Here is a 15,231-nt window from a genome sequence, read left to right as displayed (position 1 = left end):
TGAATATATAAATCGTTTTATCTTTATACTAATTTAACATTTGAAGCAGTTAAATACCTTTACTACCGCCTGACTTACTACTTGACTAACCAACCGTTTGTCTGCCACACCAGGCTTTCGCTCAGGCGAAAATCTCCTTGTTTTTAAAATCATAGTTACCTAGTTTTTTATACAAAGCACCACTGGTAACTGCAGCAGAAAGCACACGTAAATGCTTGTCATGATGCAAATCTGTCGCAGCGAAATCATAGAGTTTGTTTTCCAGCAGATATTCGGATACGCGTTTTACTTCATTACCATAATATCCACAAACAGCTAATAAATTTAACTGAAACATAACCCCCATTTCTTTATATCTGTTAAATCTGGCCAGATGGTTATGATTAAAGGAATAGCGCTCGGGATGCGCAAGAATAACATGATAGCCAAGAATCTTCAAATCAAAGATGACCTGGTCAATTCCAGGCGTTTCTGAGAGATAAGACATCTCAATCAAAATATACTTTCCCGGTAAACAAAGCAATCCATCTTTAGCTTGAAAATTTTCATCTATCATATATTCCGCTGCTGCATTAATATCTACCTCTAAACCAGCTTTTTCCAAACAAAACCTAACCTCCTTCAAGGCAGAAGAAATGGTATTCGCATCATTTGGATATAATTCCTCAAAAATATGAGGTGTACAAAGGAATTTACTAAATCCCAAATCACTCAACTGCTTAATCAAATTCAAAGATTGCTGAATATCAGGAGATCCATCATCAATCCCCGGCAATAAATGGGAATGTATGTCAACACCCAGCCATTCTAAATCCTCAACTTGATTTTTTTTCTTAAAAAAGGTAAACATTCTTTATAATATGGTATTTCGTAAAGCAATAAGAATCTAGTTTCGCTAACATCGCATTAATAGCTTATGTTTTTTAACGAAAGTACAAATTTATTCATACATAAAATGATTTAGACATTAAATTATTGTGTTTTTTTTATCAACTAAAGGTACAACGATTAAAAAACAAGCACTTGAAGTCCATATAAAATTATATTCAGCCCCAAAATACGAGGCTTAAAAAAAAGACCGATTAAATAGTGGCTTTATATCCTGAATGAAGCATAAATGCATAAAAACACATTTAAAACACTTTAAACAACAAAAAAAGCAATTACAACCTCTCAAACACTACCTGGACAAACTCATCATCTGACAGAAAAAGGCCTTTTCAAAGACTCAGGCCCCATCCCATACACAACTTGCAGGAATACCCTCCCAGGAGCCCAAATGAGCCATAAAAATCAAATAGACAGCCAAAAACTAATTTCAACAAACACCTTTAGTTAATTTATTTTTCAATTATAATCTATCTAAACGCGAAGCTTTTCTATTTTATTGCAATTATATAAATAAATAGTACAAAAATAATTTAATTAATTAAAACTATTCCCCTCAAATAATTGAAGAATAACCGGAATCAGCGTATATAAGGATGTTTTAGGGATTGAGGTGAAAATAAAAAACTGATTGACCTTCATGGCTGAAATTGTGCTGCCCGAATTGCTGAGCAACCTTAAAATTTAACCTTTTTGTCTGCTTTATAACAAATAAATAGTTAAAGCATAAAACATTATAATGATTTCAGGGTTTAACACTTACAGTAAGTACTCCTAACGCTATTATAAATTGGAATTCAGACACGCAGCAAATCAAACAAAAAAGCGCAATCCTAACCGGATGAGATGCTCTATAGTATCCAGATTATTTTTATTCGCCGGATTTACAGCCTTAAGCAGTCTTGCTTATAGTCAGCAAATAAAATCTGCTGATTCCTTGAAAAAGGATTCTTTAGCTTCCTCCGCTGTTGTAAAACCAGCAGACTCCACCTACAAACAATATGATATTTCTGACTTATTCAGAAAGGTATTACATCCTGACAGAAAGGTAAACCCGCTGCGTAAAAAGTCAGGAATTACGGTAATACCCAATGTGGCATACAATCCAAGTATTGGAGCACAAATAGGCATCAAAGCTGTGGCTGGCAGAGTATTAGGAAGTGATCCCAACACATTGATGTCTGTAGCAGCCACTTCGGCTTCGATCACCACTAAAGGCATTATTTATTTTTATATTAATCATAATATTTATACTCCGGGTAATAAATGGAACTTCCAGGGAAGCCTGGTTGCCGCAAAAACTGTGACACCGGATTTCGGATTAGGTATAGGAAATAATCAACCTGGAAGTGTAGAAGATGAGGCGTTGTTAAATCCAGATCGCAAAGGCTATGTACTGCATGCTGAGTATTACAGCTTCAAAGAGAAAGTATATAAGCAGGTGGAAGAAAATTTGTTCGTGGGTGCTGGTGTATCATTTGATATGAGAAGAAATATTGAGGACAGAACAACGGACAACGAATTAACACCTTATAATATATATAGTGACCGTCATGGATTTGACCGCGATCATTATATGTCAAATGGCTTGCTCTTCAATGTTCAGTATACCACTCGTGATAATCAGAACAGAGCTTATAAAGGGATTTATGCAGATGCCGGAATCAGAGTCAACCAAACCTGGATAGGCAGTACAAAAAACGCAGTACAATTCACAACCGATTTCAGAAAATACTGGAGCCTTTCTGCGCGTAATCCTGAACATGTAATTGCATTCTGGAACTGGGGTTCGTATTTGGCCAGTGGAGCAGTTCCTTATCTGGAATTACCGGGAACAGGTAAAGACCCGGCTTTCCGTAGCGGAAGAGGTTATACCATAGGCTATTTTAAAGGGACCAATTATAACTATTCAGAATTAGAATATCGGTTCCCGATTACCAGAAATAAGTTTTTGAGTGGCGTTACCTTCTTTAATGTACAAACAACCAATGATGAGCTGGGCACAAAAATATTTGATAAGTGGCAGCCTGGAGGTGGCGCAGGTTTACGCGTGTTATTCAATAAAGCGACAAGAACAAATCTATGTCTTGATTACGCCTTCGGAAATTACGGTTCAAGGGGATTCTTTTTGGGATTAAATGAGGCGTTTTAGACATTCAAAGAAATAAAAAGAAAAACAAATAGCTGAAATTTATTTATTTTCACAAACTACAGCTATAAAACCTATGAAATTATTCTTATCTACTATTTGTCTGTCGGCATTAATTGCCGGCTGTCATTCCACAGAGAAAAACACGTCTGCCAATGATACTACAGCTAAAGAAGCGGTATCCCGCCGGGTAGCAGTTCAGGAACATCTTCCGAAAAGATTTTACAAAAGATTCCAGGGGATTATTGGAGACCGGAATGTAGTCCTTAACTTAAGCCGGACTGGAAACAATTTTACAGGTACTTATGATTATAATGGTACTCAGGTGAATTTGATAACTGATACTATTATTAATCAGGATAGTATCATTCTGACCGAAAGCAGTCTTGCTGACCGATATTCTTCTGAGGGCCCTGCCGGACCAAAATTACAGTTAAAATGGACTGGGACTGTTTTAAGCGGCTTAAGAGTACAAGGCAAAGAAAAATCAATTCTCCGCCTGGAGGAAGGCTATCCCGAAGGAAGTTATACTTTTAATATTGCCAGTTACCAGGATTCTATCAAAGCTATTCCGAAATTGAAAAATTCACCTCAGGCAGTAATCAGTTATGAATATTTAACGCCGGCAGGAAAAACGCCGGAAGTATTGTGGCTTGATAAGCAGCTGAGAAACATCATAAAAATACTAAATGCACCCTCCTGGGATGCGGGTATAAAAGCCGATGCAAAGAGTTATTTGAATGCCTACAGAGCTGAGATACCGGACATGAAAGACGAAGAAGGTAAACTGGGCGCTACCGCAAATTATTCCAGAGGTCAGCAATTCTATATGCAGTATAATGGTGGAGGCTTCGCAATTGTAAAACATCTGGTTGATGATTACTCTGGTGGTGCACATAATAATTATGGAACAACATTGTATTGTTTTGATGTGAAAAATCAAAAACATTTAGCCCTGACTGATCTCGTCAATATCGATTCTGTTTCTTTACAAAAATTAGTAGAAAAGAATTTCAGAATACAATACAAGGTAAAACCAAACGAAGCATTAACAACGCAATTATTTGATGATCACCTGGCAGCCAACAAGAACTTCTTTTTTGATACCAGTGGCATTGCATTTTTATACAATCCTTATGAAGTGGCTAGTTTTGCGCAAGGACAAATTGTAGTTTCCGTGCCTTATAAGGATTTGAAGAAATATCTTAATCCTTCTTTTGTTAAAAGATTAGAGCTTAATTTATAACCAGATTTTATTATTAAATACAATGGCAGAGAACGAGCGTATAAAGATGGATTATAAAAGATTATTTAATGAAGCCCGGGAATTTGCAGTAAAAGCGCATGGTGATCAGAAATATGGCGTATCTCCTTACGAAATACACCTTGGAAATGTGATTAGTGTATTGATGCGGTTTAATGTTGAGCTAAGTAATCAATATCATCTGAATCTATTAGTTGCCGCCTGGCTGCACGATGTACTGGAAGACACCGCAGTGACCAAAGCTGAGCTGGAAGCGAAATTCGGAGCAGTAGTCACTGATATTGTCTATACACTGAGTGATGATCAAGGAGCCAGCAGAGCAGAAAGAAAAGTCAACTTCTATAAAAAGATAGCCAAAAACGAAGATGCCATTATTGTAAAACTTGCGGATAGAATTTCAAACGTTGAATTTAGTATTATCCATGGCAATGACCGGAAATTTGAAATTTATAAAGTTGAGCAGCTGAAATTAGAAGAGGTATTAATTCCAGTATTAAAATCAACATTAGGGCTTGAATTGTTAGCCTACCTCAGAAAATTATTAAAATAGCATACTGATCTATTTTATTTCAATCGTTTGAACCTTCCTTTAATGACGTTTTTCATTAGTCCGGGGAGATTCAAACGATTTTCTTTTTCCCTATTTTCTTAAATTCATTCTACATAAACCAATATAAACATGATGAAAATTCTCTCTGCAGGAGGCGGGATTAGTATGCCTTAGCCATTCCCTTTCCAACGGCCCTAAATCTCACCTGCACTACTCACTATTAGCCAAATAACTCAAGCATACTATATTGCAAATTTCAAATAGCACATTGCAAAACAAGTACTTATGAAGCTATGAAAAAAACACACAAAGATGAAAAACAGAATCTTACTCTTCCTTCTCCATTTAATAGTATTCACTCTATTTAGCTGCAACAGCGAACAGAAAGCACCCTTAAAACAACAGATTTCCAGCAGCAGGATCAAAGCGCTGAATAAGTATCTGAATGAAATTAGCCGGGCTTATTCCATCCCTGGCTTATCAGTTGGGATTGTACATCAGGATTCTGTTTTTAATAAGAGCCTGGGAATCGCAGATAATGAAAAGCATCAGATAGATTCTTTGCTGCCATTTTCTGCGGGCAGTATTTCTGAGCCAATGGTGGCTACGGCAATCATGAAGTTGCTGGATTCTGGCCTGATTAAATTAGATGATCCGGTACAGCAATATCTGCCCTATTTTAAAACAGCAGGTAAAACAAATAAAAAGATAACTATCAGACACTTATTATCTCATACTTCTGGTATACAACATTACCCGTTGTTATGGGATACGCCAGATAGCTCTGCCAAGGCATTGGAAACAACAACCCGCAGTATTTCATCTCAGCAGTTGAAATTTCCCTTTCCAGGTACCCGCGTGGTCAGGTCACCTTATAATTATGATATCCTTGCTGACCTGGTTGGAAAAGTAACTAAAAAGCCATTTGAAGATTACATATACGAGCAAGTTTTTCAGAAAATGGGCATGAAATCGTCCAGCTTCTCTAAGCCAGCAGTAACGGTACAGCCATTCAGCGTCAACAACTGGTTGACTTTGACATCAAAATCAGACAGTATTTATCCTTATAACCGTGAAAATAGTGGCAGTAATGGCTTACATACCACTGCTGCAGATCTATCTATCTGGATGGAAATGCTTTTGAACAAAGGAAAAACAGGGAAAGGCGTTTTTGTGAGCCGGGCTACCTTTGATGATTTCTTTGGTGCGAGGTATATGACGGGAAAACTGACGGGTATAACATTTGGTTGGGAATTCCAAAAAGAAAACGATCAGGAATCATTTACGAAGACAAGCAGTATTACTCATTTCCAGAATCAGATCTTATTAATCCCTGATCAAAAGATAGGTATTACTTTTTTAAGCAATAGTGCTGCTCAGCCAGTCAGTGCAGAGATTATCAGGAATATCACTAATTGGCTTCAAGGCGGAAACCTGCCAGTTGTGAAAATCCCCGTGGGGCTGGTCATGGGTAAAAAGCTACTGGAAACCGGAAGTATTGATTCTGCGATCCATCTTTATCAGTCGTTGAGGAAGACAAAAAACACAAAATATGAGCTGAATAGTACTGCTTTAAATTCTTTTGGAGAGCTCTTGTTTAAACATTTGGATCAGCAGGCTGCTGCACTGAAATTGTATGAATTTACGGCAACAGTATTTCCCAATTCGGCTGAGCCTTTTCTCCATATCGCGGATATCTATATCAAAAACAGAGCCTATGCCAACGCAATTCTTGTCCTCAAAAAATCAAAACCATTGATGAATCAAACTCAAATGGATTATGCTTTTGGAATGGAACAATATATCAGAGAAAGGACTACGGATCAGGATCCGGGATAGCGGATCGCTTATCAAACAGCTTAGTTAGCAATCAAAAAAACTTAGCAATCAAATAAGCCTTAGCAAACCATCAAAAGTTCAACAATCAATGAAAAGCTCAACAATCAATCAAAAAAAAACCTAAAACTATGAAAACCATTTTTAAACAATCAAATTTCCTCCTTGCTGCATTGGGGATTACACTTGCAATTGCAGGATGTAAGAAGGATGTTCAACCCAATGAAATCATTGACGAGGATGCAACAACTACTGCCAGAGCTGTATATGCAAGCCGGACAGTAAACTTCACGCACAGTGATGGTGCTTACAGCAAAACTACAGCGGCCTCCGACATGGGAGATATCATTGGAAACTGGCAAGCTGGCAATGTTAATATTTCCAGTAACCAGGTCAGTGTCAGAATTCCTGCCAACTCTATTTCTTCAGTTCCTGCAAGTGCAGGTAGTGGAAACACCGTTCAGATAGATGTTCCTGATGGTTCTGAATACGAATTAAGTTTTAAAATACGCTTTGATTCTAATTTTCAATGGAGCAGAGGTGGAAAAGCCGGATTTGGATTTCTGATTGGGGACGGCTTTACTGGTTGTAATAAAGCAGACAGTGGAACAGGTGGAAGCGCAAGGATTATGTGGTATAATCCAAGCAATCAGAAAGATAATAGCGGGACGGATAAACCCTATTTCAGACCTTATGTCTATTATAAGGATATGCCTGAAGATTGCGGAAATAACTTCGGAAAACAAAGTAAACAATTGGCTAAGAACACCTGGTACACTATCAAAATCAGGGTAAAGAGCAATACTGGCTCAAATTTCGATGGTCAGATTTCTTATTCGGTTGACGGAGTGGATTTATTGACCAAAAATGATATCCGCTGGACAACTGATACCTCTAAGCGTTTAATCAAAGTCATCACATTTCATACCTTCAGGGGTGGAAGCCAGGATTATTGGGCCTCAACATCAGATGGGTTAATTTATTATGACGATTTGACCTGGAACAGAATCGCCAGTTAAAATATGGAGGGCTGTAAAGTTGAGTACAGCCCTTTATAACTAGTATTGGTCAGACCTGCAACAACCATTGATTAAATCTTCATTAACCAGCAATTCATTGACCAGATGCCCAAAGAACTGCATTTCCAAACATCGTTTTAAACGCACTGGATTTCAACAAGTTTGCGTGGTGCCCAATTAGAAAATAGACATTCCTGGCTTTCATTTTTTCATTGCTCCAGATTACCGGATGATCTCCCATCTTTATAGCAGAAGCAGGTTTATAACTCGATTCCTCGACATGAGCTAATACTTTTACCTGAGCTCTTGGATTTTTATCAAAAGTATACCATTCATCATCAGGAATGATAAATGAGGTTGGTACGCCTTTCATTACCGGATGATGTGCAGCTTCTACGTCAACTTTTCCTGAAGCCAGCCCCGCGATGTAGCTTTTAAAACGGATGCCACCCATAAAACCTGAAAACCAATCCCACATCGGGTAACCATCAAATTCTCCCAGTAAAGTGGCATGATGAAAACCTACCCAGCCACCACGTCCCTGCTCAATGTATTTTTCGAACGCAGACCTGGCCTGATCTGTCCAGGTATAGGGTGGATAATTCAATTGAATAAACAATTTATAATGGGACAGGTATTCTTTATCAATAGCTTTTGTATCATTGATAACAGTAATTTCAAAGTTGTTCTTTGCTGCAAAGCTTTGAAGCCAATCTAGTGCAGCAACGACAAATCCTTCATGCAGCCCTCCCCTTTCTGTCAATACCAGTGCTTTAAAAGCAGGTTCTTTAGCGAAACTTCCGGTAGACAGGGTCATAAATACCATGATTACGCTTATCAATTTAAAATACTTCATCTTATTCTGGTTATATTGATTAATCATTTTTGTTTTGAATTAACTAATAATCTGGATTCGCTGACATCGCCGTAACTGCTTGTAAAAACCAGCTGGTATGAGGAATCCATTGTTCACTCCAGCGCCATTCATTGCCATGGTCTTCCACTTTAAAGTCAATGCCAGAGCCATCTTCTTTTCCATCTTTCCCTGTAATTCCATTGGAAATACCTCCTTTACCAGAGCCATGACCATACATAGAGCTCATATAAGGTACATTATTATGTCCATAGCCATAGAGCATACACATATTATAAGGGTTACTTCCTAAAATCCAGGATACCAGCTTACTGGCATATATTGCAAGCTCAGGTTTTACACCTAAAGGCCCTTTGTCCGGATAAACCAACCGGCCCCCAACTATTGCTGCCGCAGCTAATGAGCCTAAACGTGCATCTTCTCCCTGCCACCACCAGCCACTCTCATTTTCATGCGGAATAAAGAACCCGTCTTTAACTTTTCCGCGGTAAAGAAAATGCTGCCTGGCATAACCAAAAGGATTAATTACCTGATGCGTTACTTTCAGGTTATAGTCCAATGCGGTTTTAATTGTTTGCAGTGCCATTTTACGGTGCAGTTGCTCTTTTTCAATATCCAGGTATCTTGCCAATGCAATAACCGGCAGCCCTGCATCAGCTGCATGCCAGAAAGGTCTGTTGGCATCATTTGCTATGAAATAACCTTCAGGAGCTAACCTGTTTTTCAAATTCACGGATCTTTTACGGGCCTGGTCACCGTATACTGTTTTACCGGTAGCCATCCAAAGCTCTGTGGCGGCCATCAATGCACAATAATCATCTATGATATTATCTTTTCCATCGTCAGCATATAATGTGCTGAATTTTTGCAGATGTGAGAAAGCACGTTCTGCTGCTGCAAGGTACTGTGCAGAAGAAAATGCCCCATCCTTGTTCCATTTTGAAATCCGTGCTAAAGCGGCTATTGCCACCCCTCCGCCCTCACGGTAGGCACATTGATAATCACTGGTTGTTTTACTGTCTGCCAGTAAACCAACCACTCTTCTTGCATTTGGGTCTTTATCAAAATAACTAAAGACCGTCATATAAAAATACCCTTCAGGTGATAACGAACGCATGATATAATCAGCACCGTAAAGAGCCTCCTCCTCAAGCTTAGCTTTGATATTCATCTCACCCAGTAAATCCGGAACTTGTTCAACAGTGTTAATCATCGACCAGTCAACCATTGGAATCTGTTGTGGCAGCATATAATTTGTATAGGCCAGATGTGAAAAGTATTTACTGATATCACCGGAAGCATCACACCAACCTCCCTGAAGATTCACAGTCTGGTCACTTCCGAAAAGTCTGATCTGTTTATCGGCTGCCAATTCTTCTTTAGAGTTAGCACGCTGATGGTTAAAGAAGTTTACCATGGCTGGAATCCCTATTTTACCTATAGCCTGTACTCCAATTTTAAAATTATAAGATTGATATTTTTTATCCTGAACGATCAACTGGATTTTGTATACCCCAGGTTGATGAAAAGCTGTAAAGTCAACAGGACTATACCAATTTTCCAAATCCCAATCTGCTACTTGTTCTGCTTTTCCAAGTTTACCAGAGAAAACCGGCTTCTGGGTAGCCGCATCCAGGAGTTCGAATTTCAAAATTCCTGGTAAAGCCCGGCGATGTTTGATCATTGCTGTTTTAGGCCCGTCCAGGTTATAAGCTACCTGATTTGCAAGGATGACGATCTCCTGATTTAAAGAATCATTCGGGTGCTGTGGTTCCTCAGCATTAATTGCTGATATGGTTGTAAAATTAACGTTAAAACCATTGCTCTTATTTACCAATTCCTGCACATTTAGCTTCCTGATGAATGCAGCAGAGACACAATCATGAGTAGCTATCAATAAAAGAAACAGCAGTAGTAAGGTTAGTTTTTGTGGAATAAGTGCATTGGAGAAACGTTTTATCATTTTATAATTGGAATAGCTTAAATGAATTAATGGAACTTATTTGTTAATATCTTCCGGAATAATTATCCTTTTAAAAAAGATTACCTGTAGTACTCAATTCTTCCAGGTCCAGCCTTCTTTCTTCTTCCCTGATAATATCATCATCGTAATTCCTGTCATTTTTCAAAAGATGCAGTTCATCCCGCTGAATATGAATCAGATCGAGCATTATTTCACGATAGACTTTCAATTCTTGTTTATCAATTTTACCTGTTCTAAAAGCTTCCAGGTTATTTCTTTTGCCAGTCAGGGAGTTTTCCAGTTCGGTCTTAAAACTTGCCATCAGCTCGTTATGGATACATTGGAACTGGTAGTTCTTTTGTAACCTGACCAGTGACTTATCAATTAACCGCAGTTTGATTTGTGCACTTTGCTCTTGCTCTGGTATTTTATAAGTATTGACAGGTATTTTCAATATTTTGATCACATAAGGTAAGGATAATCCTTGAATAACCAGGGTGACCAGGATAACAACAAAAGTGATGAACAGGATTAAGTTCCGCAGTGGAAATGGAGTTTGGCTATTGAGCATCAATGGTATAGAAAGTGCGGCCGCCAGAGAAACCACACCTCGCATTCCAGCCCAGACTATAACAACCGAAGAGTGCCAGGTCATGCCCTGATAACGGACTCTTGTTTTCTTATTCACCAAACTAGTGAATCTGCTTGTTGAAAATAACCAGAAAAACCTGACAAATAAGGCGAGTATACTGATTCCAACGCCGTAAAATATCGCAGTTTTCAGTGGATATTCTGAACCCAGGCCTGCAACAATATCGGGTAAGGCCAGACCAATTAAAATAAACACCACTCCGTTCATCATAAAAGTGATTGCAGACCAGACGGAGTTGACTTTAACTCTGGAATTTGGTGTTAGAATCACATGTGACTGGCTACATAAAAACAGTCCTCCGGATACTACGGCCATCACACCAGAAACTTTGAAATGCTCCGCTACGATATACATGAAATATGGAGTAAGCAATGTTAAAGCAGTATCAATATTTTCGTTGGTTGGCAGCCAGCGGTGAAGTGCATAAAAGACACAACCTATGGCCAGGCCAATTAAAATTCCACCTCCGGCAACCACAACGAAATTCAACGCAGCATCCTGAAGTACAAAATTTCCAGTGACGACTGCCGCAAGGGCAAATTTGAAAACAATTAAACTGGATGCATCATTGACCAGGCTCTCCCCTTCTAATAAGGAATTTATGGTTTTAGGAATTTTAATCCCCTTTAAAACAGAGGAAGCTGCAATAGCATCCGGTGGTGAGATTATTCCTCCCAGTAAAAATCCAAGTGCCAGAGTGAAACCCGGAATAAAAGCAACAGCAGCATAAGCAACTGCTACAGAAGTAATCAACACTAACCCTACCGCGAGTAAAAAGATTGCCCCCCGATATTCGCGGAAATCTTTCCAGGACGTAGTCCATGCAGCCTCGTATAATAAGGGAGGCAGAAAAAGTAAAAAGATGATATCCGGATCAACCGTAAGATGCGGAATTCCCGGAATAAACCCTATAATTAAGCCAGCTAAGACTAAGAATATAGGATAAGAGATTTTCAATTTATGGCCAACCATTACCAGAATGGTTACACCTAAAAGCAAAACAAGGATTAAAATAAGGTTTTCATGAAGCATCGTATCTCAGATTATATCTAAATATATATTATTCTGAGACAATCCTTATCAAAAAACACGCGGTATCAAGGCTTTAGATCTATAGTCCGTTAATATCAGTTGTCAATATTTCACTCATGTAATCAAAAAATGGACGCATATTTTTGAAAGTCTGTCCAGCCAGTTGTAGAAAATCTTCACCAAGCACTTCTTCATCTGAAAACTTCCGGATCAGCAGAAATTGTTTATAGCGTAAAAGGTCAATGGCCTCATCATTGGCATCAAAACCTTTGGGTGTCGTTTTGAGCTGTTCCCCTTTTAAAGTTTCAAATGTTGAGGTAAATGATTTACTGCTTAGGATTTTCCTGAGTGGAACAGCATCAAAAGAAATCTCTTGTCTGATTCGTTTCAGATCTTCAGTGGATGGCCCGAAGAAACCACCAGCAATATAACTGTTACCAGATTCAAGATGAAAATGATATCCTCCTCTGCGGAATTTTCCTGCACGCCTGAAACTGCCGCTCCAATGTGTTTTATAAGGAGTCTTATCTTTTGAGAAGCGGGTATCTCTGTAAATACGGTACAAACTCTTTTTCCCTGAAGCGGTTTCAATTACATCATGCGAATTGAGATCTTGTAATAACGCATCTGCAAAGTCTTCTAGCTGCAACTGCTCTTTTTGAAATTCATCTTTATGTAAACTGAACCATTCTCTATCATTATTTTGTCCTAAATCTTTTAAGAAATCAAAGTTTGAAGGATGAAGTTGTGGTTGTTTTAAAGTAAGTTTTTTCATTGGTATTAATTTCAATCTGAATAACCGGCTTGTAAGCTGAGCAGCCGGCCCTGGTACAAATATAAGTGGTGTAAAAAACTAAATCTCCATAGTTAAGTAAATTTAATACCTCATCCCATAGCTGAATCCAGTATTTTTTTTAGACTGAAGATTTTTTTTCTAGGTTTACGCCATGGATCATATATTAGATAATCCCGTATTTAATGCACTCATCAGCCATCATGCAAATTTTTCAAATGGCAGCGAAAACATTAAACATTTTGATCCGGAAGTTTCACCTTTTGTTGGCTTAAAAGAAAACACTGAAGAAAACTTTCACCAGCTTTATGAAATCATACCCCATGACAATCCAATTGGATTGGTAATACCTGTGGCAGTAGAAATTCCGCATTCCTGGAAAATCCTTAACCAGGTCAGTATTTTTCAAATGGTTTTCGAGCAGCCAGCTATCAATCAGGAAATCACTTTACAGCCTGTACCACTAAATGAAGCGCATATCCCCGAAATGCTTGCACTGACTAAGCTGACCAATCCAGGGCCTTTTTCAACCAGAACAATTGAATTCGGACATTACCAGGGTATCTTTGAAAATGGTAAGCTGGCAGCGATGGCAGGTCAGCGTTTAAATCCGTTTAATTATGCAGAGATCAGTGCTGTGTGTACGCATCCTGATCATCTGGGTAAAGGATTTGCCAGGCAACTGTTACTCCAACAGATCCGAAGGATCAAAGCAGCATCCAGTATTCCTTTCTTACATGTACGCACTGATAATGAACGTGCGATTAAAGTTTATAAAGATTTAGGATTTTTAATAAGAAAAGAAGTTTATGTTTATTTCATCAAGAAAATACAGAGCTAATATTTCATCAAAAACAAACACAAAATAAAACACACTATGAACAACCCTGTTTTTCACCGTTTTTCTGATATAGAAACTAAAGAATTATCACCTGGTTATTTATCAAAAATAATCCATACGGATAACAATACGATCAATTTCCTGGAGGTAAAAGCAGGAAGTGTATCTGCAATGCACCAGCACATCAATCATCAATGCGTATTTGTTATTGAAGGCCAGTTTGAACTGACTGTCGATGGGGTATCGAAAGTACTGGATACCGGTACATTCGCAATTGTTCCACCGAATGTGATTCACGGTGGCAAAGCGATTACCGATTGTAAACTGATAGATATTTTTGATCCGGTACGGGAAGATTTCAAATTCTTATAATCCCGTTTTGGCTGCAATAGTTGAAAATATTAAATTTGACTTAAAAATAATTATATGCCAATTACCAGTGCCACAGTTGCAGATGTACCCCAGTTAAATGTATTAGTAAACAGCGCTTATCGCGGTGAGGAATCAAAGAAAGGCTGGACAACTGAAGCAGACCTTTTAGGTGGTATCCGGATCGATGAAGAAACATTAGCTACGTACTTCAATAAGGATACGATTGAGATCCTCAAATATACGGATGAAAATGAGCAGATCCTGGGTTCTGTTTACCTGGAGGTTAAAGGCCCTAAATTATACTTAGGCATGTTCAGTGTATCCCCTGTTCTCCAAGGCAAAGGAATTGGTAAAGCCTTGCTTGCAGCAGCAGAAATACAAGCCAGAAAATTAAACTGCCACACCATTACGATGTCTGTAATCCGCAGCCGGACAGAACTTATTGAATGGTATGAACGTCATGGATACACCTTTACAGGAGAAATACAACCATTTGAAGGCGAGGGGGTTTTCGGCGATATTAAACAACCAATAGAATTCATTGTCATGGAGAAAAAGGTGATTGGCTAATACCCCTGAGGATCAAAATAAGCAGTTATAGTTAAGTCGTCAGCCTCGAAAGTTTCTGCCTTTTTAAACCAAACCTGAGCATTTTCCCTGGTTTGAGCCGAAATATTAAGCATTGCTATAGCTATATTCAGGTATAAATTGCGGTCGGCCGAGCCAATCGATTCAGCCTTTTTCAAAAAGGTCATAGCCGCTTTATATTTTCCCTGATCAATTCTCAAAGCACCTATATTAATCAGTACCGAAGTGTTTTCAGGAAAGTCTGTTATTAAATCTGCTAAAAGATTTCCGGCTTCTTTCAATTGGACCTTTTCATTTGGCCAGCCCCAAAGATTCGCGTTCAATTCCTTGATCAGCTTTAATTTTTCAACCAGAGAATCAGCATTATTTTCCATGCACAGTCAGCTTATATAATCCGGTTGCGGAAAAAA

General features: G+C 38.5%; 14 protein-coding genes. 8 read left to right on the top strand and 6 right to left on the bottom strand.

Annotation, left to right across the window (positions count from 1 at the left end; all coding sequences use genetic code 11):
• Positions 1–121: 121 nt before the first annotated feature.
• Positions 122–850, bottom strand: a complete 729-nt coding sequence (locus ABIB30_RS20850; RefSeq protein ID WP_354304979.1) for a tyrosine-protein phosphatase — start codon at positions 848–850, stop codon at positions 122–124.
• Positions 851–1,729: 879 nt separating this feature from the next.
• Here ABIB30_RS20850 and ABIB30_RS20845 point away from each other — a divergent pair.
• From ABIB30_RS20845 to ABIB30_RS20825, 5 genes are all read left to right on the top strand, one after another.
• Positions 1,730–3,040, top strand: coding sequence for a BamA/TamA family outer membrane protein (locus ABIB30_RS20845; RefSeq protein WP_354304978.1), 1,311 nt, complete (start codon positions 1,730–1,732; stop codon positions 3,038–3,040).
• A gap of 73 nt (positions 3,041–3,113) precedes the next feature.
• Positions 3,114–4,283 (top strand): RsiV family protein, encoded by a 1,170-nt coding sequence (locus ABIB30_RS20840; RefSeq protein WP_354304977.1) that lies wholly within the window; start codon positions 3,114–3,116, stop codon positions 4,281–4,283.
• Between the two features lie 22 nt (positions 4,284–4,305).
• Positions 4,306–4,851: an HD domain-containing protein gene (locus ABIB30_RS20835; protein ID WP_354304976.1), complete on the top strand. Its 546-nt coding sequence runs from the start codon at positions 4,306–4,308 to the stop codon at positions 4,849–4,851.
• 312 nt (positions 4,852–5,163) lie between these two features.
• Positions 5,164–6,690, top strand: coding sequence for a serine hydrolase (locus tag ABIB30_RS20830; RefSeq protein ID WP_354304975.1), 1,527 nt, complete (start codon positions 5,164–5,166; stop codon positions 6,688–6,690).
• Positions 6,691–6,818: 128 nt separating this feature from the next.
• A complete protein-coding gene (locus ABIB30_RS20825; RefSeq protein ID WP_354304974.1) occupies positions 6,819–7,706 on the top strand; it encodes a polysaccharide lyase in 888 nt (295 codons plus the stop codon).
• 94 nt (positions 7,707–7,800) lie between these two features.
• Here ABIB30_RS20825 and ABIB30_RS20820 read toward each other — a convergent pair whose 3' ends face one another.
• From ABIB30_RS20820 to ABIB30_RS20805, 4 genes are all read right to left on the bottom strand, one after another.
• On the bottom strand, positions 7,801–8,562 hold the full coding sequence (locus tag ABIB30_RS20820) for a ThuA domain-containing protein (protein ID WP_354304973.1): 762 nt from the start codon (positions 8,560–8,562) through the stop codon (positions 7,801–7,803).
• A gap of 43 nt (positions 8,563–8,605) precedes the next feature.
• Entirely contained in the window at positions 8,606–10,543 is a 1,938-nt protein-coding gene (locus tag ABIB30_RS20815; protein ID WP_354304972.1) for a glycoside hydrolase family 9 protein, read from the bottom strand.
• A 70-nt stretch (positions 10,544–10,613) separates the two neighbouring features.
• Positions 10,614–12,227, bottom strand: a complete 1,614-nt coding sequence (locus ABIB30_RS20810; protein WP_354304971.1) for a Na+/H+ antiporter — start codon at positions 12,225–12,227, stop codon at positions 10,614–10,616.
• A 79-nt stretch (positions 12,228–12,306) separates the two neighbouring features.
• Positions 12,307–13,002: a DUF2461 domain-containing protein gene (locus ABIB30_RS20805; protein ID WP_354304970.1), complete on the bottom strand. Its 696-nt coding sequence runs from the start codon at positions 13,000–13,002 to the stop codon at positions 12,307–12,309.
• A 172-nt stretch (positions 13,003–13,174) separates the two neighbouring features.
• Here ABIB30_RS20805 and ABIB30_RS20800 point away from each other — a divergent pair, with 172 nt between their 5' ends.
• From ABIB30_RS20800 to ABIB30_RS20790, 3 genes are read left to right on the top strand one after another with little or no spacing between them, the layout of a single operon-like run.
• Positions 13,175–13,861, top strand: a complete 687-nt coding sequence (locus ABIB30_RS20800) for a GNAT family N-acetyltransferase (RefSeq protein WP_354304969.1) — start codon at positions 13,175–13,177, stop codon at positions 13,859–13,861.
• A 36-nt stretch (positions 13,862–13,897) separates the two neighbouring features.
• Entirely contained in the window at positions 13,898–14,233 is a 336-nt protein-coding gene (locus ABIB30_RS20795; protein ID WP_354304967.1) for a cupin domain-containing protein, read from the top strand.
• 54 nt (positions 14,234–14,287) lie between these two features.
• Positions 14,288–14,803, top strand: a complete 516-nt coding sequence (locus ABIB30_RS20790) for a GNAT family N-acetyltransferase (RefSeq protein ID WP_354304966.1) — start codon at positions 14,288–14,290, stop codon at positions 14,801–14,803.
• On the opposite strand, the gene ABIB30_RS20785 is transcribed toward ABIB30_RS20790, so the two are convergent.
• On the bottom strand, positions 14,800–15,195 hold the full coding sequence (locus tag ABIB30_RS20785) for a tetratricopeptide repeat protein (RefSeq protein WP_354304965.1): 396 nt from the start codon (positions 15,193–15,195) through the stop codon (positions 14,800–14,802). The genes ABIB30_RS20790 and ABIB30_RS20785 overlap by 4 nt on opposite strands.
• Between the last annotated feature and the right edge of the window lie 36 nt (positions 15,196–15,231).

This window comes from Pedobacter sp. UYP1 (assembly GCF_040547305.1).
GTDB lineage: Bacteria > Bacteroidota > Bacteroidia > Sphingobacteriales > Sphingobacteriaceae > Pedobacter.
Note: the sequence above shows the minus strand (reverse complement) of the source record. Positions and strands in the feature narration are given on the sequence as shown.

Excerpts from the sequence above, each read along its gene's own strand:
- ABIB30_RS20850 (WP_354304979.1), bottom strand. The coding sequence starts at position 850 with ATGTTTACCTTTTTTAAGAAAAAAAATCAAGTTGAGGATTTAGAATGG.
- ABIB30_RS20845 (WP_354304978.1), top strand. The coding sequence starts at position 1,730 with ATGAGATGCTCTATAGTATCCAGATTATTTTTATTCGCCGGATTTACA.
- ABIB30_RS20840 (WP_354304977.1), top strand. The coding sequence starts at position 3,114 with ATGAAATTATTCTTATCTACTATTTGTCTGTCGGCATTAATTGCCGGC.
- ABIB30_RS20835 (WP_354304976.1), top strand. The coding sequence starts at position 4,306 with ATGGCAGAGAACGAGCGTATAAAGATGGATTATAAAAGATTATTTAAT.
- ABIB30_RS20830 (WP_354304975.1), top strand. The coding sequence starts at position 5,164 with ATGAAAAACAGAATCTTACTCTTCCTTCTCCATTTAATAGTATTCACT.
- ABIB30_RS20825 (WP_354304974.1), top strand. The coding sequence starts at position 6,819 with ATGAAAACCATTTTTAAACAATCAAATTTCCTCCTTGCTGCATTGGGG.
- ABIB30_RS20820 (WP_354304973.1), bottom strand. The coding sequence starts at position 8,562 with ATGAAGTATTTTAAATTGATAAGCGTAATCATGGTATTTATGACCCTG.
- ABIB30_RS20815 (WP_354304972.1), bottom strand. The coding sequence starts at position 10,543 with ATGATAAAACGTTTCTCCAATGCACTTATTCCACAAAAACTAACCTTA.
- ABIB30_RS20810 (WP_354304971.1), bottom strand. The coding sequence starts at position 12,227 with ATGCTTCATGAAAACCTTATTTTAATCCTTGTTTTGCTTTTAGGTGTA.
- ABIB30_RS20805 (WP_354304970.1), bottom strand. The coding sequence starts at position 13,002 with ATGAAAAAACTTACTTTAAAACAACCACAACTTCATCCTTCAAACTTT.
- ABIB30_RS20800 (WP_354304969.1), top strand. The coding sequence starts at position 13,175 with ATGGATCATATATTAGATAATCCCGTATTTAATGCACTCATCAGCCAT.
- ABIB30_RS20795 (WP_354304967.1), top strand. The coding sequence starts at position 13,898 with ATGAACAACCCTGTTTTTCACCGTTTTTCTGATATAGAAACTAAAGAA.
- ABIB30_RS20790 (WP_354304966.1), top strand. The coding sequence starts at position 14,288 with ATGCCAATTACCAGTGCCACAGTTGCAGATGTACCCCAGTTAAATGTA.
- ABIB30_RS20785 (WP_354304965.1), bottom strand. The coding sequence starts at position 15,195 with ATGGAAAATAATGCTGATTCTCTGGTTGAAAAATTAAAGCTGATCAAG.